Annotated in this window: 19 protein-coding genes, 1 tRNA gene and 3 pseudogenes; 18 read left to right on the top strand and 5 right to left on the bottom strand. The window is 66.4% G+C overall.

Annotated elements, in window-relative coordinates:
• Window positions 1-129: 129 nt before the first annotated feature.
• Window positions 130-215: transfer RNA gene (locus tag VKI00_RS32100), tRNA-Leu, on the bottom strand.
• 131 nt (window positions 216-346) lie between these two features.
• Between VKI00_RS32100 and VKI00_RS32095 the strand changes: the two genes are divergently transcribed.
• From VKI00_RS32095 to VKI00_RS32085, 3 genes are read left to right on the top strand one after another with little or no spacing between them, the layout of a single operon-like run.
• Window positions 347-1702, top strand: a complete 1356-nt coding sequence (locus VKI00_RS32095; protein WP_324447276.1) for a M20/M25/M40 family metallo-hydrolase — start codon at window positions 347-349, stop codon at window positions 1700-1702.
• Window positions 1703-1739: 37 nt separating this feature from the next.
• The gene (locus VKI00_RS32090) at window positions 1740-2270 is read left to right on the top strand and encodes a YbhB/YbcL family Raf kinase inhibitor-like protein (RefSeq protein ID WP_324447274.1); all 531 of its coding nucleotides are present in this window, start codon (window positions 1740-1742) and stop codon (window positions 2268-2270) included.
• Between the two features lie 29 nt (window positions 2271-2299).
• Window positions 2300-3070, top strand: coding sequence for a hypothetical protein (locus VKI00_RS32085; protein WP_324447271.1), 771 nt, complete (start codon window positions 2300-2302; stop codon window positions 3068-3070).
• A gap of 16 nt (window positions 3071-3086) precedes the next feature.
• Here the strand turns inward: VKI00_RS32085 and VKI00_RS32080 are convergent, their stop codons facing one another.
• The 3 genes from VKI00_RS32080 to VKI00_RS32070 are packed head-to-tail and all read right to left on the bottom strand — an operon-like array spanning window position 3087 to window position 5406.
• Window positions 3087-4160 (bottom strand): quinone-dependent dihydroorotate dehydrogenase, encoded by a 1074-nt coding sequence (locus tag VKI00_RS32080; protein WP_324447269.1) that lies wholly within the window; start codon window positions 4158-4160, stop codon window positions 3087-3089.
• Window positions 4157-4411: a DUF5703 family protein gene (locus VKI00_RS32075; protein ID WP_324447267.1), complete on the bottom strand. Its 255-nt coding sequence runs from the start codon at window positions 4409-4411 to the stop codon at window positions 4157-4159. The genes VKI00_RS32080 and VKI00_RS32075 overlap by 4 nt, the downstream gene beginning before the upstream one ends.
• On the bottom strand, window positions 4408-5406 hold the full coding sequence (locus VKI00_RS32070; RefSeq protein WP_414687351.1) for a YncE family protein: 999 nt from the start codon (window positions 5404-5406) through the stop codon (window positions 4408-4410). Before VKI00_RS32070 ends, VKI00_RS32075 begins: the two co-directional genes overlap by 4 nt.
• Before the next feature lie 194 nt (window positions 5407-5600).
• Here VKI00_RS32070 and VKI00_RS32065 point away from each other — a divergent pair, with 194 nt between their 5' ends.
• The 9 genes and pseudogenes from VKI00_RS32065 to VKI00_RS32025 all read left to right on the top strand — a co-directional run bounded on the left by VKI00_RS32065 (window position 5601) and on the right by VKI00_RS32025 (window position 12395).
• On the top strand, window positions 5601-5915 hold the full coding sequence (locus VKI00_RS32065) for a hypothetical protein (protein ID WP_324447265.1): 315 nt from the start codon (window positions 5601-5603) through the stop codon (window positions 5913-5915).
• Window positions 5916-5955: 40 nt separating this feature from the next.
• Window positions 5956-6786 carry an undecaprenyl-diphosphate phosphatase gene (locus VKI00_RS32060; RefSeq protein WP_324447284.1) on the top strand — a complete coding sequence of 277 codons (831 nt, stop codon included), beginning with the start codon at window positions 5956-5958 and terminating at the stop codon, window positions 6784-6786.
• Complete coding sequence (locus VKI00_RS32055) at window positions 6783-7475, top strand: histidine phosphatase family protein (RefSeq protein WP_324447263.1); 693 nt, start codon at window positions 6783-6785, stop codon at window positions 7473-7475. The genes VKI00_RS32060 and VKI00_RS32055 overlap by 4 nt, the downstream gene beginning before the upstream one ends.
• A gap of 58 nt (window positions 7476-7533) precedes the next feature.
• Window positions 7534-8121, top strand: coding sequence for a DUF3090 domain-containing protein (locus tag VKI00_RS32050; RefSeq protein ID WP_324447261.1), 588 nt, complete (start codon window positions 7534-7536; stop codon window positions 8119-8121).
• Window positions 8105-8920 (top strand): SCO1664 family protein, encoded by an 816-nt coding sequence (locus VKI00_RS32045; RefSeq protein ID WP_324447259.1) that lies wholly within the window; start codon window positions 8105-8107, stop codon window positions 8918-8920. The genes VKI00_RS32050 and VKI00_RS32045 overlap by 17 nt, the downstream gene beginning before the upstream one ends.
• A gap of 55 nt (window positions 8921-8975) precedes the next feature.
• Window positions 8976-9382: pseudogene (locus VKI00_RS32040) on the top strand (nitroreductase family deazaflavin-dependent oxidoreductase).
• A gap of 63 nt (window positions 9383-9445) precedes the next feature.
• A complete protein-coding gene (locus tag VKI00_RS32035; RefSeq protein ID WP_324447257.1) occupies window positions 9446-10216 on the top strand; it encodes a 3'(2'),5'-bisphosphate nucleotidase CysQ in 771 nt (256 codons plus the stop codon).
• A 27-nt stretch (window positions 10217-10243) separates the two neighbouring features.
• Window positions 10244-11497, top strand: coding sequence for a cysteine--1-D-myo-inosityl 2-amino-2-deoxy-alpha-D-glucopyranoside ligase (gene mshC / locus VKI00_RS32030; RefSeq protein ID WP_324447255.1), 1254 nt, complete (start codon window positions 10244-10246; stop codon window positions 11495-11497).
• A gap of 16 nt (window positions 11498-11513) precedes the next feature.
• Window positions 11514-12395, top strand: a complete 882-nt coding sequence (locus VKI00_RS32025) for an SDR family oxidoreductase (protein ID WP_324447254.1) — start codon at window positions 11514-11516, stop codon at window positions 12393-12395.
• Here the strand turns inward: VKI00_RS32025 and VKI00_RS32020 are convergent.
• Window positions 12392-13270 carry a PAC2 family protein gene (locus VKI00_RS32020; RefSeq protein WP_324447252.1) on the bottom strand — a complete coding sequence of 293 codons (879 nt, stop codon included), beginning with the start codon at window positions 13268-13270 and terminating at the stop codon, window positions 12392-12394. The two genes, VKI00_RS32025 and VKI00_RS32020, sit on opposite strands and share 4 nt — an antisense overlap.
• A 90-nt stretch (window positions 13271-13360) precedes the next feature.
• Here VKI00_RS32020 and VKI00_RS33925 point away from each other — a divergent pair.
• From VKI00_RS33925 to hisG, 6 genes and pseudogenes are all read left to right on the top strand, one after another.
• Window positions 13361-13614: pseudogene (locus VKI00_RS33925) on the top strand (hypothetical protein); the annotation flags it as partial.
• Between the two features lie 226 nt (window positions 13615-13840).
• Complete coding sequence (gene metH / locus VKI00_RS32015; RefSeq protein WP_324447282.1) at window positions 13841-17503, top strand: methionine synthase; 3663 nt, start codon at window positions 13841-13843, stop codon at window positions 17501-17503.
• Window positions 17446-17709: pseudogene (locus tag VKI00_RS32010) on the top strand (hypothetical protein); the annotation flags it as partial. The gene metH and the pseudogene VKI00_RS32010, both read left to right, overlap by 58 nt.
• A gap of 71 nt (window positions 17710-17780) precedes the next feature.
• Window positions 17781-19247, top strand: a complete 1467-nt coding sequence (locus VKI00_RS32005) for a sugar porter family MFS transporter (RefSeq protein WP_324447249.1) — start codon at window positions 17781-17783, stop codon at window positions 19245-19247.
• A gap of 27 nt (window positions 19248-19274) precedes the next feature.
• Window positions 19275-19556 carry a phosphoribosyl-ATP diphosphatase gene (locus tag VKI00_RS32000; protein ID WP_324447247.1) on the top strand — a complete coding sequence of 94 codons (282 nt, stop codon included), beginning with the start codon at window positions 19275-19277 and terminating at the stop codon, window positions 19554-19556.
• Window positions 19556-20449, top strand: coding sequence for an ATP phosphoribosyltransferase (gene hisG, locus VKI00_RS31995; protein ID WP_324447245.1), 894 nt, complete (start codon window positions 19556-19558; stop codon window positions 20447-20449). Before VKI00_RS32000 ends, hisG begins: the two co-directional genes overlap by 1 nt.
• Window positions 20450-20531: the final 82 nt, after the last annotated feature.

Genomic DNA, 20531 nt, shown 5'->3' with positions numbered 1-20531 from the left:
GCTGCTCAATAGCGCCGATCCATCGGAGTTGGCGGCGTTGTACGCGGCGCTTCGATTGGAGATGGTCTACAACGTCGCCGCCAAGATCGTCGGCGTCTCGATTCGTCCGACGGGTAGGGGTAGTAACCGTGTCCGAGGGGGGACTTGAACCCCCACGCCCATTAGTAGGGCACTAGCACCTCAAGCTAGCGCGTCTGCCATTCCGCCACTCGGACTCAAGGCCAATCAATTGGCAGCTAAGGCTAACGGATTCGCCTGCTCGCACCCAAACCCAGCGGGGCCGAGGTGGGGGCGGCCGGGTTTGCGGGTACCCGACTGTGGTCGCCGCGCGGCCGCGTGGGTTGCAATGGTAGGAAAGGTGACTGTGACGGTGCCAACCGAAACACCCGTCGATGACGTGGTGGACGTTGTCAGCAGGCTGATCAGGTTCGACACCACCAACACCGGCGATCTGGAAACCACCAAGGGCGAGGCCGAATGCGCCCGATGGGTTGCCGCCCAATTAGAAGAGGTCGGCTATCAAGTCGAATACCTGGAATCCGGTGCGCCGGGACGGGGCAACGTGTTTGCGCGGCTCAAGGGTGCCGACAGCTCCCCCGGCGCGCTGCTGATCCACGGGCATCTCGACGTGGTGCCGGCGGAGTCGGCCGACTGGAGCGTGCACCCGTTCTCCGGTGCGATCGAGGACGGCTATGTGTGGGGCCGTGGCGCGGTCGACATGAAAGACATGGTCGGCATGATGATCGTGACCGCTCGGCAGTTCCGGCGGGCCGGCGTCGTGCCGCCGCGCGATCTGGTGTTCGCCTTTGTCGCCGACGAAGAAAGCGGTGGCAAGTACGGCTCGCATTGGCTGGTCGACAACCGGCCCGACCTGTTCGAGGGCGTGACCGAAGCGGTGGGGGAGGTCGGCGGCTTCTCGCTGACCGTGCCGCGCCGCGACGGCGGCGAGCGTCGGCTGTATCTCATCGAGACGGCGGAAAAGGGCCTGCACTGGATGCGGCTGACGGCGCGCGGCCGGCCCGGGCACGGCTCCATGACGCATGACCACAACGCCGTCATCTGGATCGCCGAGGCCGTGGCACGGCTGGGTCGCCACCAGTTCCCGCTGGTCGTGACCGACACCGTGCAGCAGTTTCTCAAGGCCATCACCGAGGAGACGGGTCTGACGTTCGACGCAGAATCCTCCGACCTGGAGGGGACGGTCGACAAACTCGGTCCGATGGCCCGCATGCTCAAGGCGATCCTGCACGACACCGCCAACCCGACGATGCTCAAGGCCGGCTACAAAGCCAACGTGGTGCCGGCGACCGCGGAGGCCGTGGTGGACTGCCGGGTGCTTCCCGGCCGGCTAGCCGCGTTCGAGGCGGAGGTCGACGAGCTGATCGGCCCGGAGGTGCGTCGTGAGTGGATCACCAACTTGCCTTCGTATGAAACCAGTTTCGACGGCGACCTGGTCGAGACTATGAACGCCGCGCTGCTGGCAGTGGATCCCGACGCGCGGACCGTGCCTTACATGATGTCCGGCGGCACCGACGCGAAAGCCTTCGCGCGGTTGGGTATTCGTTGCTTCGGCTTCACTCCGTTGCGACTGCCGCCGGATCTGGATTTTTCCGCGCTGTTCCACGGAGTGGACGAACGGGTACCCGTCGACGCGCTCAGGTTTGGCACCGAGGTGCTGACACACTTTTTGACACACTGCTAGCCCCGAATTGAGCCAAACACACGAGAAGGGATCGACCATGATCGCACCGCCCGACCCGTACGCTGCGCTGCCCAAATTGCCGTCGTTTCACTTGGAGTCGGCGTCGATCACCGACGGGCAGCCGCTGGCGACACCGCAAATCAGCGGAATCCTGGGCGCCGGCGGCGAAGACGTCAGCCCGCAGTTGAGCTGGTCCGGCTTTCCCGAGGAGACCAAAAGCTTCGCCGTGACCGTCTACGACCCGGACGCCCCGACCCTGTCCGGGTTCTGGCACTGGGCGGTGGCCAACCTGCCCGCCTCGGTCACCGAGTTGCCCGACGGCGCCGGCGACGGCAACGAACTACCGGGCCACGCACAGACGCTGGTCAACGACGCCGGTATGCGCCGCTATGTCGGCGCGGCGCCGCCCCCGGGCCACGGCCCGCACCGCTACTACGTCGCCGTGCACGCGGTCGATGTCGACAAGCTCGACCTCACCGAGGACGCCAGCCCCGCATTCCTGGGCTTCAATCTGTTCCAGCACGCGATCGCCCGAGCAGTCATCTACGGAACTTACGAACAGCGGTAGGGCATCGCGACGACGTCGGGACGGCCCGCATGACGATTCCCGACCCCAACCGGCTCGGCGGCCTCGAGTGGGCCCGGCGCACCCGCGGCATGTTGACGGCGGCGGAGCGGCGCCGCCTGATCGGCGCGATCGCCGTGGGTCAGGCGGTCAACGTCGTCGGACGGGTGAAGTTGGCGCTCGGGAGGCTGCCCGACGGCGCGTCAGCCATCGACGTGCGCGACTTCGAGCCACCTGACTCACGGCTTGCGCGTTTGGCCGAGGCGGCGTGCGCGGAGCAGCCCAATCTGATTGCCGCCCATTCGTATCGGACCTGGATGTGGGGATTGGCACTGGCGGCCCTCGACCGCGAGCGGCTCGATCGCGAGCTGTTTTACTGCGCCGCACTGGTTCACGACTGGGGAGCCACCGTCCCGGTTCCGGGCGAGGACTTCACGATCCGGGGAGCCGAGCGAGCGCTGGCATGCGCTCAGGCCGGGGGCATCGATCCTGGCCGAGCCGCGCTGATCGCCGACGGCATCTGCTGCCACACGACGCCAGGCGCGACCGTCAAGCGGGATGGCGCCATCGCGTACTACGTGCAGTACGGGGCGATGGTCGACGGCGCCGGCTTACGCGCGTGGGACGTTGCTCCGCACAACATCGCTGAGGTGCTGCGACGCTATCCGCGCGGGCCCGGCTTCAAGCGCGGCCTCAGCGACACGATCAATGACGAGGCGCGCGCCGTCCCTGGGGGACGCTTCGGGCTGCTCCGGCGCTGCGGGATGACGCTCGCGGTGCGGATGGCGCCGTTCGACAGCTGAGCAGCCCAACCTCGGCTCAGGGTCGAGCGGCTGCCGAACCGACCGCGTCGCTCAGCGAGGCAAACCCTCCCGCGCGCAGCCGAATGGCCAGACCGTCGTGAATGTGCTTGGCCCACAAGCCTCCGCCGTAGATAAAGCCGGTGTAGCCCTGCAGCAACGACGCCCCGGCGGTGATGCGGTCCCAGGCGTCGTCGACGGTCTCGATGCCGCCGACGCTGATCAGCGTCAGCCGGTCGCCGACCCGGCCATAAAGCCGGCGCAGCACGGCGGCCGCGCGGTGTGCCAGCGGCGGCCCAGAGATGCCGCCGCTGCCCAGTCGATCGACCCCCGGAGTGCTCAGCCCGTCGCGCGACACCGTGGTATTGGTGGCGACGATGCCGGCCAAACCCAGTTCGACTGCCAGGTCAGCGATGTCGTCGATGTCCGAGTCGGCGAGATCCGGCGCGATTTTCACCAGCACCGGCGTCGAGGTCTCGGCGAGCACCGCCGACAGAATGCCGCGCAGCGACCCGATCGCCTGCAGATCGCGTAGCCCGGGTGTATTCGGCGAACTGACGTTGACCACCAGGTAGGTGGCCAGCGGCCCGAGCAGCCGGGCACTGGCCCGGTAGTCGTCGGCGGCCTGCTCGGGCGGGGTGGACTTGGTCTTGCCGATGTTGACGCCGATCGGCACGTCGGGGTGATGTCGCGCCAGCCTGGACGCCAGCGCCGCGGCGCCGTGGTTGTTGAAGCCCAGCCGGTTAAGCAGCGCGCGGTCGGCGGGCAGCCGGAACAGTCGAGGAGCCGGGTTGCCCGGTTGCGGATGGGCGGTGACGGTGCCGATCTCGGCATAGCCGAATCCCAGTGCGCCCCAGGCATGCAATCCGATGCCGTCCTTGTCGAAGCCGGCGGCCAGACCCAGCGGCCCGGGAAAGCTCACCCCGAACACCGTGCTGGCCAGCACCGGATCGGTCGGCGCCAGCCGTCGGCCCAGGAGCCGCCGTACCGGCTCAGCGTTGGTGACACCGCGCAGTGCGGCGAACACCAGCTCGTGGCTGCGTTCGGGCGGCACCAGGAACAGCAACCTGCGGAGCGCGCCGTATAGCGTCACAGTTCCGGCTGGTCGAGCCGGCCATTGTCAGTGCGAGACTTCTTGCGGCGCAACAACACCCGCCTACTGCCATCGGTATACAGCCGCACCCGGGTCAGCTCCCAGCCGCGGTACTCCGCTTCGATGGACAGTCGGGTCGAGGCGCTGAGCCCGGTCACCTCCGGTGGCAGGCGCAGCGGCACCCACTCGTATTCGTCGGACAGCTCGGTGTCCCAACCCACCGGCAACCGGCTGCGTCGTGCCGTTGTCAATGTGGGCCCGCCGCCGCGTGCTCGATGATTTGAACGCCCCCGCCAGAACCCGACACCAGATACAACGTGCCCGCGGCATCGTCGAAGGCCAGCGCGTTCGGTTGCTGCACGGTTGGGTACCGTACCTTTTCCACAGGGATTCCGGTTGACAGATCGTAACCAATAACCGAATTCGCCGCCGTTTGCGACACCCAGGTCAGCCCGCGAGACCCGGTCAGGCCATACGGGGACTGTGGTACCGGGTAGGCCTGACGCAAGATCAGCGGGTTGACGCCGAACACCAGCAGCTCGCCGCCCCGGGTGTCGGTCACCAACAACCGTCCCGCAGGATCGGCCACCATCGCGGTGGCGCCCTGGCCGGCTCGTAACGACTGGCCGACCTTACCGTCGGCGCCGATCGTCGTGACCGATGTCTGCCCGCGATCTAGGACGGCCACGGTATTTCCCTGCGCTGCAAGAGAATCGACGTGCGCGAAGACCTTCGCGCGGTTGACGGCAGTTGGCTGGCCGGGCGCCGCCATGTACACCATGCCGTCGGCGGTGCCCAGCGCCACGGTGCCATCGGCGCGGCGCGCGATCGCGGTGAAATCGACGCTCTCCGCCCCGCTGATATCAACGCGGGCGACGTGTCCGGTCGACAGATCGACCACGAAGTAGCCGCCGTGGGTGGACAGAAATGCGTTGCCGCTCCCGTCACCGGCCAGCGCGGTCGCCGGGCGGGGCAGGTTGATGACGTGCGGCGGTGTTTGCTGAGAGCCCATCACGGCGATGCTGGCGGGTGCTGTGGGGGCTGACCCGGAGGTCAAGATCACCAATTGCGCTGTGCGGCCGTCGAATACGGCCGCCTGGGCCTTGCCGTCCAGCGGGCGCACGACACCCGATGGAGCCTGCGACAGCGGCGGGGAAACGGCCGGCTGCGCGGGCTCAATCGTCGGTGGGGTTCCCTCGAGCGCCTTAGCCGAGCACCCCGCCACCAATGTCAGGGAAAGCAGCAGGCCAGCTGCCTGCCAGCGAACGACGCGTTCACCGGGTTTGCGGTGTGGCGGCACAGGGTAATTCTCGGATCGTCAAGGGGGCTGCCAGTTCGAAGAGGTGGTCGGGTTTGGAATCAGATACTAAGGGAACGTCGCCCGGCAAGCCCCTGGCTCGTGGCGCGAACCGAAAACCGTCGGCGAGGTATGGTCGCGATATGAGCGTCGCCGCCGACCGCCATGTCCGTGACTCGGAGTTTGCTATCGAGGATATGTGGTTCGGGGTTTTCTCGGCTAAGGTGCTGGCCAGCGGGTTCGGCCAGGTTGGTGATGGCCGGAGCTTCGCTTTCCGCATCGAAGGTCAGTGGCTCCTCGTCGAGATATACCGGCCGCGGCTGAGCGGCCCGGTCCCGCAGCTCGAAGATATCGCCACCACCGTGCGCTGCAGCGTCGTCGACGTCGACGTCACCGACGAGCGCAGCCTGACCGCCGCGGTGCGCGACGCGGTCGCCCTCGCAGAGGTCGCCGACTAGATCACCCGGTACGGTCGTCGTCGTGACTGCGACGCCCGCGATGTCTTGGTGGCAAGTGGTCGTTTTGGCCGTGGTGCAAGGCCTGACCGAGTTCTTGCCGGTGTCATCGTCAGGCCACTTGGCGATCGTGTCGCGGGTCTTCTTCGCCGACGACGCCGGCGCGTCGTTCACCGCGGTAAGCCAATTGGGCACCGAGCTGGCCATATTGGTCTATTTCGCTCGAGATATCGTGCGGATCGTCAAGGCGTGGTTCAACGGGCTGCTCGTGGCAGCGCATCGCAATGCCGACTACCGGATGGGTTGGTACGTCATCATCGGCACGATCCCGATCTGCATCCTCGGGCTGTTTTTCAAGGACGAGATCCGCTCGGGCGTGCGCAACCTGTGGGTGATCGCGACCGCGCTGGTGGTGTTCTCGGTGGTGATTGCGTTGGCCGAGCGTTTCGGACGGCAAAGCCGGCACGTCGACCAATTGAATTGGCGCGACGCCCTTATCGTCGGCGTCGCCCAGACGCTGGCTTTGGTTCCGGGCGTCTCCCGGTCGGGAGCCACCATCAGCGCCGGGCTGTTCCTCGGTCTCGAGCGGGAGTTGGCCGCCCGGTTCGGTTTCCTGCTGGCCATTCCGGCGGTGTTCGCCTCCGGATTGTTCTCGCTGCCGGACGCCTTCCACCCGGTGCTAGAAGGGATGAGTGCGACGGGTCCGCAGTTGCTGGTGGCTACCGTGATCGCGTTCGTGGTCGGCCTCGCCGCGGTCGCGTGGTTCCTTCGGTTTTTGGTGCGGCACAGCATGTATTGGTTCGTCGGCTATCGGGTGGCCGCCGGCGCGGCCGTGCTGATCCTGTTGGCAACCGGCGTGGTGAGCGCCACGTGACCGTCATTTTGTTGCGCCACGGCCGATCCACGTCGAACACCGCCCACGTGCTGGCCGGTCGTTCCGAGGGCGTCGACCTCGACGACAAGGGCCGTCAGCAAGCCACCGACCTGGTCGATCGGACCGCTGAGCTGCCGATCCGGGCGGTGGTGTCCTCACCGTTGTTGCGATGTCGGCGCACGATCGAGCCGCTTGCCGAGGCGCTTGGTCTCGAACCGGTCCTCGACGACCGGTTGTCGGAAGTCGACTACGGCGAGTGGACCGGCCGCAAGCTCGGCGACCTGCTCAAGGAGCCGCTGTGGGCCGTCGTCCAGGCGCATCCCAGCGCGGCGGTGTTTCCCGGCGGTGAGGGGCTGGCGGAGGTGCAGACGCGTGCCGTCGCCGCCGTCCGTGACCATGACGCGCGGCTGGCTGAGCAGCATGGCGGCGACGCGCTGTGGCTGGCCTGCACACACGGCGACGTCATCAAGGCGGTCGTCGCCGACGCGCTGGGCATACACCTCGACGGTTTCCAACGGGTTTCCGCCGATCCGGCATCGATGAGTGTGATCCGCTACACCCGGCTTCGTCCGTTCGTGCTGCACGTGAACCACACCGGCCCGCGGCTGACATCCGCGCTGACGGCTGCTCCGTCACCAGATGGTGAGGCGCCGCCCGACGATGCGGTCGTCGGCGGCTCTACCGACTGAGCAAGTCGGGCCGGAGAATTTACGACTCAGGCGCAACTGCCGGTATTTTGGAACTGCCATGTCTCGCGCGATTCACGTCTTCCGCTCACCCGACCGATTCGTCGCCGGGACAGTCGGCCAGCCCGGAAACCGCACCTTTTATTTGCAGGCGGTGCACGACGCCCGGGTGGTTTCGGTGGTGCTGGAGAAGCAGCAGGTGGCGGTGCTCGCCGAGCGCATCGGTGCCCTGCTGTTGGAGGTCAACCGCAGATTCGGCACCCCGGTTCCGCCGGAGACCACCGAGGTCGAAGACCTCAGCCCGTTGATCACACCGGTCGACGCCGAATTTCGGGTCGGCACCATGGGTCTGGGATGGGATTCCGAGGCGCAAACCGTGGTGGTTGAACTGCTGGCAGTCAGTGACACCGAGTTCGACGCATCCGTGGTCCTCGACGACACCGAGGAGGGGCCGGACGCCGTGCGCGTGTTCCTGACACCGGAGTCGGCACGCGAGTTCGCCACTCGGTCCAACCGCGTCATTTCTGCGGGCCGCCCGCCGTGCCCGCTCTGCGATGAACCGCTGGACCCCGAGGGACACATCTGTGCGCGGACGAACGGCTACCGGCGCAGCGCGTTGCTCGGGCCCGACGATGACGCCGAGGACTGACGATCGCGAGGTCCTGCGCCGCGGCGAGCTGACGGTCCTGGGACGCATTCGCTCGGCGAGCAACGCCACCTTTCTGTGCGAGTCGACGCTGGATGAGCGCAGCGTGCACTGCGTGTACAAGCCGGTCGCCGGTGAGCAGCCGCTGTGGGACTTTCCCGACGGCACCCTGGCCGGCCGCGAACTCGGCGCGTATCTGGTGTCGACACATCTGGGCTGGAACATTGTGCCGTACACCATCATTCGCCACGGGCCGGCCGGTCCGGGCATGCTGCAGCTGTGGGTGGACCAACCCGGTGACGCACCTGACTCCGACCCAGGGCCCGGACCGGACCCGGTCGACCTGGTTCCGGCCGATAGGTTGCCGCAGGGCTATCTGCCGGTGCTGCGGGCGTACGACTACGCCGGCGAGCCGGTCTCGCTGGTTCACGCCGACGACCTTCGACTGTGGCGGATGGCGGTCTTCGACATCTTGATCAACAATGCTGACCGCAAAGGCGGCCACGTGCTCCGCGGTGTCGACGGAGGCATCTACGGTGTCGACCACGGTCTATCCCTGCACGTCGAGGACAAGTTGCGCACGGTGCTGTGGGGGTGGGCCGGCAAGCCTCTCGACGACAGCACTCTGGAGACGGTGGGCAAACTGACCAACGCGCTGGCCGGCCCACTCGGGGACGCATTGGCCGAACACATCACCAGCACCGAGATCGCGGCGCTGCACCTGCGCGCCCGCACCCTGCTGGACAACCCGGTGATGCCCGGACCGGACCGGCATCGTCCAATTCCCTGGCCGGCGTTTTAGATCTCCGCGGGTGGTACCGTGTGGTACCAAATTCCTCTTACCCTCGGGAGGCGTCGTGTCCGGCAAGGACCATCCGAACAACGCCCCGGGCGTGCCGATGGTGTTTCCGCCACCGGTACACCGCCTGCAAGTCAAATATGTGAACCCAGTGGTCAAGAAGGTCGCTCGGTTTCTGCCGACGTTCGCGATGATCGAACACCGCGGCCGCAAGTCGGGCAAGCACTGACCGTCGTCAATGCCCACCGCAAGGGCAGCACCGTTGCCGTGATCCTGGGGCACGGCAAGGCGGACTGGGTCAAAAACGTCCTGGCCGCCGGTCAGGCGGACATGCATCTCTTTCGACGGGACGTGCACATCGTCAATCCGCGGGTGGTGCCCGCGGGTACGGACGATCCGAGTCTGCCGGCGGTCGTCAGGCGCGCCGCGCGTCGAATAGGCGTTTTCGTCGCCGAGACCACCTGACCGCTCCTCGAGAAGCCAGCCAAACACGCGGGAACTGCGCGCGGTACCGGATACTGGACTCCGATGAGCCCAGACGTGACGGATGCGGCGCTGGCTGCCGACCTGGCCCAGGAGGCGGGACAGCTGCTGCTGGCGGTACGCGCCCGCGTCGGCTTCGACCATCCGTGGTTGCTCGGCGATGAAGGTGACAGTCAAGCCAATTCGTTACTGTTGCGGCGGCTGCATGCCGAGCGCCCCGGCGACGCGGTGCTCAGCGAGGAGGCCTACGACGACATGGTCCGGTTGCGGGCCGACCGGGTTTGGATCGTCGACCCGCTGGACGGAACCCGCGAATTCTCTTGGGAGGGAAGAGACGACTGGGCCGTGCATGTGGCATTGTGGCAGCGCCACGGCGGCGGCGCAGGCGGAGCAATAACCGACGCCGCGGTCGCACTGCCGGCGATGGGGGAGTTGTATCGCAGCGACACCGTCAGCGCACCCGCGACAGCGCATTCCGGGCCGATCCGGATCACCGCCAGCTCCAACCGGCCGCCCGCCGTGCTGTATCACCTTGCCCGACGGCTGGACGTCGAATTCGTGCGTATCGGTTCGGCTGGCGCCAAAGCGATGTCGGTGGTACGCGGCGACGCCGACGCCTACATCCATGCGGGCGGGCAGTGGGAATGGGATTCGGCCGCCCCGGCGGGTGTGATCCTGGCGGCCGGTATGCACGCATCACGGCTGGACGGCTCCGAGCTGGTGTACAACCGTCCCGACCCGTATTTGCCCGACTTCCTGATGTGCCGGCCGGAACTCGCCGACCTGCTGCTGGGTGCCATCCGGTTGGCCAGCTAGCCCGACGAACGCTTTACAGTCGACGGTATGCAGTCCTGGCCTTCGGCACCCTTACCGGCGCTGCCGGGACGCGGCCCGGAATTGCGGCTGTATGACACCTCGGACCGTCAGGTGCGCCCGGTGGTCGCCGGGCCGACGGCCACCATGTACGTGTGCGGGATCACGCCGTATGACGCCACCCACCTCGGCCACGCCGCCACCTATCTGACGTTCGACCTGATCCAGCGGCTGTGGCTGGATCTTGGACACGGTGTGCACTACGTGCAGAACGTCACCGACGTCGACGATCCACTGTTCGAGCGGGCGAACCGTGACGGTCTTGACTGGCGCGAGCTGGCGGCCCGTGAGGTTGCGCTGTTCCGCGACGACATGACCGCGCTACGGGTGCTGCCGCCACGGGAATACGTCGCCGCGACCGAGGCGGTCGCCGAGGTCGTCGAGCTGGTGGAAAAAATGCTGGCCTCGGGGGCGGCCTACGTCGTGGACGATTCCGCCTACCCCGATGTTTACTTCCGCGCCGACGCCACGGTGCAGTTCGGCTACGAATCCGGTTATGACCGTGACACCATGCTGGCTCTGTTCGCCGAGCGCGGCGGCGACCCGGACCGGCCGGGCAAGACTGACCAACTCGACGCGTTGCTGTGGCGCGCCGCGCGGCCCGGCGAGCCGAACTGGCCGTCGCCGTTCGGCCCGGGCCGGCCGGGTTGGCACGTCGAGTGCGCGGCGATCGCGCTCAGCCGCATCGGCAGCGGGCTCGACATCCAGGGCGGTGGCAGCGATCTGATCTTTCCGCATCACGAGTTCACCGCCGCCCACGCCGAATGTGTCAGTGGCGAAAGACGATTCGCGCGGAACTACGTGCATGCGGGCATGATCGGCCTGGACGGGCACAAGATGTCCAAAAGCCGCGGCAACCTGGTTCTGGTATCGGGGTTACGCGCTCAGGGCGTTGAGCCGTCGGCTATCCGATTGGGCCTGCTGGCCGGCCACTATCGTGCTGACCGCGACTGGGGCGCCGACGTGCTTGATGCGGCCACCGCGCGGCTGCACCGGTGGCGGACCGGGACCGCGCTGCACGCCGCCCCGGACGCCGTCGACGTCATTGCCCGGCTGCGCCGCTATCTCGCCGACGATCTCGATACACCCAATGCGCTTGCCGCAGTTGATGGTTGGGTCACCGACGCGTTGGAATACGGCGGACACGACGCCGACGCGCCGAAGGCGGTGGCCACCGCGGTCGATGCGCTGCTCGGGGTGGACCTGTCAACGCCACGGAATTAGGGGGTAGGTTGCGGCCATGACGTCAGTGAACTCGAAAGTCGTATTCATCACCGGTGGTGCTCATGGAATCGGCGCCGAGGTCGCGCGACGGTTGCACGCCAAGGGCGCCAAACTGGTGCTGACTGACCTGGACGCGGCGGCACTGGCTGACAGGTCCACCGAGCTGGGTGGCGACGAGCAGGTGCTGACCGTGGTTGTCGACGTGCGTGACCTTGCCGCGATGCAGGCCGCAGCCGAGGCGGCCGTTAAAAAGTTCGGCGGTATCGACGTCGTCGTCGCCAACGCCGGAATCGCCAGCTATGGCTCGGTGCTGAAGGTCGACCCCGAGGCGGTCAAGCGCGTGTTGGACGTCAACCTGCTGGGTGTCTTCAACACGGTGCGTGCCGCGTTGCCGTCGGTGATCGACCGCCGCGGCTATGTGCTGATCGTCTCGTCACTTGCCGCGTACGCGGCGGCGCCGGGAATGGCGCCCTACGACATGTCCAAGGCGGGCAACGAGCATCTCGCTCACGCGTTGCAACTGGAAGTCGCCCACCTTGGTGTCGCCGTCGGTTCGGCGCACATGTCCTGGATCGACACCGCGTTGGTCCGCGACACCCAGTCCGATCTACCCGTATTCCGCGAGCAATTGGCGAAGTTCCCCTGGCCGTTGAACAAGACCACCTCGGTGGACAAGTGCGCCGCCGCCTTCGTCGCCGGCATCGAGGGCCGAAAGGAACGGGTGTACTGCCCGGGCTGGGTGGGCGTGTTCCGCTGGCTCAAACCGTTTCTGTCTACCCGCCGTGGCGGATCTCTGGCCCACAGACATACTGCCGAGCAGTTGCCCCGAATGGACGCCGAAGTCGCCGCGCTCGGGCGTTCCGCCAGCGCCCATACCGAACAGCTGGAAAGGCCCTAACGCCCGAAGCCCGGGCGGCGGCGGCGCAGGTAGCGCTCGAACTCGGCGGCCAGCGCATCGCCGTCGATCTTGCCCAGCGCCTCGTTCACGTCGACCTCGGCGTCGCCGCGTTGCTCCAATGACTGCACGTACTCGGAGATTTCGTCGTCCTCGGCCGTCATCTCGCTGACCGCCTGCTCCCACTCCTCGGCCTGGGCCGGCAGGTCGGCCAGCGGCACCTCGATATCGAGCACATCCTCGACACGGCGTAGCAGCGCAACGGTCGCCTTCGGATTGGGTGGCTGCGACACGTAATGCGGAACCGCCGCCCAGAAGGTGACCGCCGGTATGCCGGCCGCCACGCAGGCGTCCTGAAAGACGCCGGCGATGCCGGTGGGACCCTCGTAGCGGGTTTCCTGCAACCCGAAGCGGCGCGCCGACTCGGGGGAGTAGGCCGCCCCGGAAACCGGCACCGGCCGGGTGTGCGGCGTGTCGGCCAGCAGCGCGCCGAGGATCACCACGGTGTCGACGTTGAGCTTGTCGGCGACGGCCAGCAGCTCGGCGCAGAAGGTGCGCCAACGCATATTCGGCTCGACGCCGTGCATCAACACGATGTCGCGCTCGGCGCCCGGCGGACGGCAGTGCGAGATGCGCATCGACGGCCATACCAATTCCCGCGTGACGCCGTCGACCTGCCGGATGACCGGGCGGTTCACCTGATAGTCGTAGTACGCCTCATCGTCGATCTCGACGATCGGATCGGCCTCCCAGATGGCGTCAAGGTGCTCCAGCGCGTCGCTGGCCGCGTCACCGGCGTCGTTCCACCCCTCGAACGCCGCCACGACGATCGTGTTGTGCAGTTCGGGTAGCGAAGCGCTGGCATCCGGCGAGGTCACAGATTCAGCGTAAGGCCTGACACAGGTCCCGGTGTGACGAGCGCAATCATGCACCCGGGCATTTTCCATAGACCAGCTATGCTTGTCGGGATGACTTCTACCAACGACACCGGCTACGACACCGATCTGCTCGAGACGTTGTCGGAGCGCGTCGTTGTGGGCGACGGCGCCATGGGGACCCAGTTGCAGGCGGCCGATCTGAGCCTCGATGACTTCAACAACCAGTGCCGACGCGGTCGAGACGAAATACGTTCGGCTGCAATTTGGTTAACCTGGGTAACTACTACAGTGCCGACAAGATCCGCGACCTGGCGCTCAAGGGCACCGCGATCGCCAAGCGGGTCGGGTCCCGCTGGGCGTCCAGACGTCGGGTGACGACGTAGACTTTTCTGGTCGAGAGGCGTTGCAACGGTTCCGGGTCCCCGCCGGTATCCGCCACGCTCGGCAGAGTTAAGGACGCCTTCCGCTACGGAAGGATTGCATGTGAACGCCCCCGAGCCCGATATCTTTGAGCCGAACATCCGCCCCGACTGCACCGATGAACTGACGGCTGCTCTCGGCCGGCGGATCATGGTGATCGACGGCGCGATGGGCACGGCGATCCAGCGGGACCGGCCGGACGAGGCCGGCTACCGCGGCGACCGGTTCACGGAGTGGCCGACCGCTCTTCAGGGTAACAACGACCTGCTCAACCTGACGCAGCCGCAGATCATCGAGGGGATCCACCGCGAGTACCTCGAGGCGGGCGCCGACATCCTGGAGACCAACACGTTCAACGCGAACGCGGTCTCGCTCTCCGACTACGACATGCAGGAGCTGGCCTACGAGCTGAATTACGCCGGCGCTGCCCTGGCCCGTAAGGCCGCCGACGAGTACAGCACCCCGGAGAAACCCCGCTACGTCGCCGGCGCCCTCGGGCCGACGACGCGGACCGCGTCGATCTCGCCGGACGTCAACGACCCCGGAGCCCGCAACGTCTCCTACGACCAGCTGGTTGCCGCCTACCTCGAAGCTGCCAACGGCCTGGTCGACGGTGGCGCCGACCTCCTCATTATCGAGACGATCTTCGACTCGCTGAACGCCAAGGCGGCGGTGTTCGCCGTCGAGACGCTGTTCGAGGACCGCGGACGCCGCTGGCCGGTCATCATCTCGGGCACCATCACCGACGCGTCCGGGCGGACGTTGTCCGGTCAGGTCACCGAAGCATTCTGGAACGCGATCAGGCACGCGAAGCCGATCGCGGTGGGCCTCAACTGCGCCCTGGGCGCGCCGGAGATGAGGCCCTACATCGCCGAGGTGGCGCGGATCGCGGACACCTTCGTCTCCTGCTACCCAAATGCCGGCCTGCCCAACGCCTTTGGCGAATACGACGAGTCCCCGGAGCGTCAGGCCAGCTACATCGCCGACTTCGCCGAGGCCGGCCTGGTCAACCTGGTCGGTGGTTGCTGCGGAACGACGCCGGCGCACATCGCCGAGATCGCCAAGGTCGTCGAGGGCAAGCCGCAGCGCGAGCTGCCGGAGATCGAGGTGGCCACCCGGCTCTCGGGCCTGGAGGCGCTCAACATCACCGACGATTCCCTGTTCGTGAACATCGGTGAGCGCACCAACATCACCGGCTCCGCCCGGTTCCGCAACCTGATCAAGGCCGAGGACTACGACACCGCGCTGTCGGTCGCCCTGCAGCAGGTCGAGGTCGGTGCGCAGGTCATCGACATCAACATGGACGAAGGCATGATCGACGGCGTCGCCGCTATGGACCGGTTCACCAAGCTGATCGCGGCCGAGCCGGACATCAGCCGCGTCCCGGTGATGATCGACTCCTCCAAGTGGGAGGTCATCGAGGCGGGCCTGAAGAACGTGCAGGGCAAGCCGATCGTCAACTCGATCTCCATGAAGGAGGGCGAGGAGAAGTTCATTCGCGAGGCACGGCTGTGCCGCAAGTACGGTGCCGCCGTCGTCGTGATGGCCTTCGACGAGCAGGGTCAGGCCGACAACCTGGAGCGCCGCAAGGAGATCTGCGGGCGCGCCTATCGGATCCTGACCGAAGAGGTTGGCTTTCCGGCCGAGGACATCATCTTCGACCCGAACTGCTTCGCGCTGGCGACCGGTATCGAGGAGCACGCGACGTACGGGATCGACTTCATCGAGGCCTGCGCCTGGATCAAGGAGAACCTTCCGGGGGTGCACATCTCCGGCGGCATCTCGAACGTGTCGTTCTCGTTCCGGGGCAACAACCCCGTCCGCGAGGCGATCCACGCGGTGTTCCTGTTCCACGCCATCAAGGCCGGCCTGGACATGGGCATCGTCAACGCCGGTGCGCTGGTGCCCTACGACTCGATCGACCCCGAGCTGCGGGACCGAATCGAGGACGTCGTCCTGAACCGTCGCGAGGATGCGGCCGAAAGGCTCCTGGAAATCGCTGAGCGCTTCAACAGCTCAGAGAAAGCCGAGGACCCGGTGGCAGCCGAGTGGCGCAGCCTCCCGGTCCGCGAGCGGATCACGCACGCCCTGGTCAAGGGCATCGACGGCCACGTCGATGCCGACACCGAGGAATTGCGAGCCGAGATCGCCGCCGCAGGTGGTCGCCCGATCGAGGTGATCGAGGGCCCGCTGATGGACGGAATGAACGTCGTCGGTGACCTCTTCGGCGCAGGCAAGATGTTCCTGCCCCAGGTCGTCAAGTCGGCCAGGGTGATGAAGAAGGCCGTTGCGTACCTGCTGCCGTACATCGAGGCGGAGAAAGAAGAGTCCGGCGACACTGCATCCGGGGACACCAACGGCACGATCGTGATGGCGACCGTGAAGGGCGACGTCCACGACATCGGCAAGAACATCGTCGGGGTCGTCCTGCAGTGCAACAACTACTCGGTGATCGACCTCGGTGTGATGGTGCCTGCCCAGAAGATCCTGGACGCGGCGAAGGAGCACAACGCCGACATCATCGGGCTGTCCGGCCTGATCACCCCATCCCTGGACGAGATGGTCAACTTCGCCGTCGAGATGGAACGCGAGGGGCTGGAGATCCCGCTGCTGATCGGTGGCGCGACCACATCGCGCGCCCACACGGCCGTGAAGGTGGCGCCGCGCCGTACCGGTCCGGTCGTCTGGGTCAAGGACGCGTCCCGCTCGGTGCCGGTCGCCGCTGCGCTCCTCGACGACAAGCAGCGTCCAGTCCTGCTGGAGGCCACCGCGACCGACTACGCAGCACTTCGCGAACGGCACGCGCAGAAGAACGAGCGGCCGATGCTGACGCTGGAGAAGGCCCGTGCGAACCGGACGCCGATCGAGTGGGACGGCTACACGCCGCCGGTGCCCGCCCAGGGCCTCGGCGTACGGGAGTTCCACGACTACGACCTCGCCGAGTTGCGCGAGTACATCGACTGGCAGCCGTTCTTCAACGCCTGGGAGATGAAGGGCAGGTTCCCCGACATCCTCAACAACCCGGTTTCGGGCGAAACTGCCCGCAAGCTGTACGACGAAGCCCAGGAGATGCTCGACACCCTGATCAAGGAGAAGTGGCTGACTGCCAACGGGGTGATCGGGTTCTTCCCGGCGAACGCGGTCGGCGACGACATCGAGGTGTACACCGACGAGACCCGTACCGAGGTGATGACCACGTTGCACAACCTGCGCCAGCAGGGCCAGCACCGGGACGGCATCCCGAACCGGTCGCTGGGCGACTACATCGCGCCCAAGGACACCGGTCTGGCTGACTACGTCGGCGCCTTCGCCGTCACCACGGGGCTCGGCAGCCAGGACAAGATCGCGGAGTTCAAGGCAGCCAACGACGACTACAACGCGATCCTGCTGGAGTCGATCGCCGACCGGCTGGCAGAGGCTTTCGCCGAACGGATGCACCAACGGGTCCGCAAGGAGCTCTGGGGATTCCAGCCGGACGAGCAGCTGGACAACGAGGCACTCATCGGTGAGAAGTACGTCGGAATCCGCCCTGCCCCCGGCTACCCGGCCTGCCCGGAGCACACCGAGAAGGTGACGCTCTGGAAGTTGATGGACGTCCGGGACCGGACCGGCATCGAGCTGACCGAGTCGATGGCGATGTGGCCCGGTGCTGCCGTCAGCGGCTGGTATTTCTCGCACCCGCAGTCGCGGTACTTCGTGGTCGGCCGGATGGCCCAGGACCAGGTCGCTGACTACGCGAAGCGCAAGGGCTGGACCCTGCAGGAAGCCGAGCGCTGGCTCGGCCCCAACCTCGGCTACAACCCGGAGGACTGAGCCCTACGTTGGTTGAGTTAGCACTGGCCGCCGAGACGGCATCGTGCTTGGTGATCGAGGACTCCAACACCGGTGCAACGTCAGCCGAGGCCGCTGGATGCACCGTCCTGGTCGTGCCGAACCAAGTCCCGGTGCTCGACGGACCCCGACGCGTGTTCGTCGACGGGTCGCGGGAGCACGCCGAAGCCAAGTATTTCAACGTCTGACATCCGACAGCCCGCACGCGGACGGCGGTATTGTCTGGCCAGTCCAGACCCCGACAGCATCGAAGGACGCCATGGCCGTTGACGACGCTCGCGGCCAGGTGCCGCCGGCTCCGCACGAAGACCTGCCCGTAGACGCCAGCGCTGCGCACGCTGCCTTCTTGTCCGCGGTTCGCTTCGCATCGGTAGCGGCGATCGGGGGACTGATGTTCGGCTACGACATCTCGGTGACCAATCGTGCAGTCGGGGCGTTGCAGGCCAACTTTCATGTCGGCAACGCGGTGTTGGGTTTCGCGGCGGCCTCGGCACTGATGGGCGCCGCCGTCGGGGCGGTGTTAGCCGGGCGGCTCGCGGACCGGATGGGCCGACTGGCGATGATGAAGATTTCGGCGACATTGTTTTTCATCTGCGGTCTCGGAGCCGGGTTGGCAAGCAGCATATGGATGTTCATCGTCTTCCACGCCATTGGTGGCATCGGGCTCGGCTTCGGGTCCGTCGCCGCTCCCGCCTACATCGCCGAAATCTCGCCGCCGCGTTTCCGAGGCCGACTCGGCTCACTCCAGCAACTGGGCATCGTGTGCGGCATTTTCGGGTCGCTGGCCTTGACCTGGGTGCCATTTCACCTCGCGGGAGGTCCGAGCGGGCAGTTGTGGCTAGGTCTGGCCGCGTGGCGCTGGATCTACCTCAGCGAGATGATCCCGGCGCTGGTGTATTTCGCGCTGATTTTCACGATTCCGGAATCACCGCGCTATCTGGTTGCGCAACAGCAAATTTCGCAGGCGCGCCGAGTGCTTTCCAAGCTGCTCGCTGACCGCGATGTCGAGCTGACGATAAACCGGATCGCGGACAGCCTGGAGCAGGAAAAACCACCGTCCTGGCGCGATCTGCGTAAGCCGACCGGCGGCCTGTACGGCATCGTCTGGGTGGGCCTGGGACTGGCCATCTTTCAGCAGTTCGTTGGTATCAACGTGATCTTCTACTACTCGGATGTGCTCTGGGAGGCAGTGGGGTTCGGCGAGAAGTCGTCGTTCACCATTGCGTTGGTGACCACCGGGGTCAATGTCCTGATCACGCTGGTCGCGATCGCGCTGATCGACAGGGTCGGCCGCAGGCCGCTGTTACTGGCCGGATCAGCGGGTATGGCATTGATGCTGGCCACCATGACCGTCGTTTTCACCGGCGCATCCACCGTCAACGGTCGACCAGATCTGGACGTAGCCTCCGGGGTGATCGCGCTGGTCGCCGCCGACGTGTTCGTTATCGCGTACGCCGTCTCGTGGGGACCCGTCCTGTGGGTGCTGCTGGGCGAGATGTTCCCCAACCGCATCCGGTCTGCGGCGCTCGGGTTCGCGTCCGGCGTGCAATGGATGGCCAACTGGACAATCATCGTGACCTTCCCGGCGCTGCGGCACGCGCTCGGCTTGGCCTACGGCTTTTACACGACGTGTGCGGTGCTGTCGTTGTTTTTCGTGTGGAAGTGGGTCCGCGAGACCAACGGCGTCTCCCTGGAGGACATGCCCGACGAAGTGTCCCCGACCTGAAACCGCCGTGACTTTGCTTACCCGCCCATGAAACAATCGCTGCCCGTGAAGACCTTTGAGGATCTGTTTGCCGAGCTCGGCGAGCGTGCCCGCACCCGGCCGGCCGACAGCGGCACCGTGGCGGCGCTGGACCGCGGCGTGCATGCCGTGGGCAAGAAGGTCCTGGAGGAGGCCGGCGAAGTGTGGTTGGCCGCCGAACACGAATCTGACGACGCACTCGCCGAGGAGATCAGCCAGTTGCTGTATTGGACGCAGGTACTCATGATCGCCCGCGGGCTGACGCTCGACGACGTGTACCGGAAGCTGTGATGGTAGCGCTGAACCGAAACGGATCCACGAGACTGCGGATAGCGGTTCCCAACAAGGGGGCGCTGAGCGAGCCGGCCGTCGAGATCCTCGCCGAGGCCGGCTACCGTCGCCGCACCGATCCCAAAGACCTGACCGTCATCGACCCACACAACCACGTCGAGTTCTTTTTCCTGCGGCCCAAAGACATTGCCATCTATGTCGGATCGGGAGAGCTCGACTTCGGGATAACCGGAAGGGATTTGGCGCGTGAGTCCGGCGCGCCGGTGCGCGAACGACTGGCGCTCGGCTTCGGCTCGTCGTCGTTTCGTTACGCCGCACCGGCCGGGCGCGACTGGGCTATCGAGGACCTCGCCGGCCGGCGAATCGCTACTGCCTACCCGAACTTGGTGCGAGAAGACTTGGCGGCTCGCGGTATTGACGCTACGGTGATCCGCCTGGACGGCGCCGTCGAGATCTCCGTGCAGCTCGGGGTGGCCGATGCGATCGCCGACGTGGTGGGTTCGGGTCGCACCTTGAACCTGCACAATCTGGTGGCCTTCGGTGAGACACTGTGCGATTCGGAGGCGGTGCTCATCGAACAGGTCGACCCTGACGGCGCCGACGGCGGGCCGGATGTCTCCGTTCGTGACCAGCTGGTCGCGCGGGTGCAGGGCGTGGTGTTCGGTCAGCAGTACCTGATGCTGGACTACGACTGTCCGCGTTCGGTGCTCGACGAGGCCACGTCGATCACACCGGGTTTGGAGTCACCGACAATCGCCCCGCTCGCGGATCCCGATTGGGTGGCGGTGCGGGCTTTGGTGCCGCGTCGGGATGTCAACTCGATCATGGACGAGCTGGTGGCCATCGGGGCCAAAGCGATCCTGGCGTCCGACATCCGGTTCTGCCGATTCTGACCTTGAATGCGCCGCTGCCGCCGGCTTTGCTGTGTTAACGTCCCGCTAGAGCCGCGTTCTTTTGTCCAGCCCTTGGGAGGGT

The organism is Mycobacterium sp., from assembly GCF_035314665.1.
GTDB lineage: Bacteria > Actinomycetota > Actinomycetes > Mycobacteriales > Mycobacteriaceae > Mycobacterium.
The sequence above is the reverse complement of the archived record's forward strand: the minus strand, read 5'-3'. Positions and strand labels throughout refer to the sequence as shown.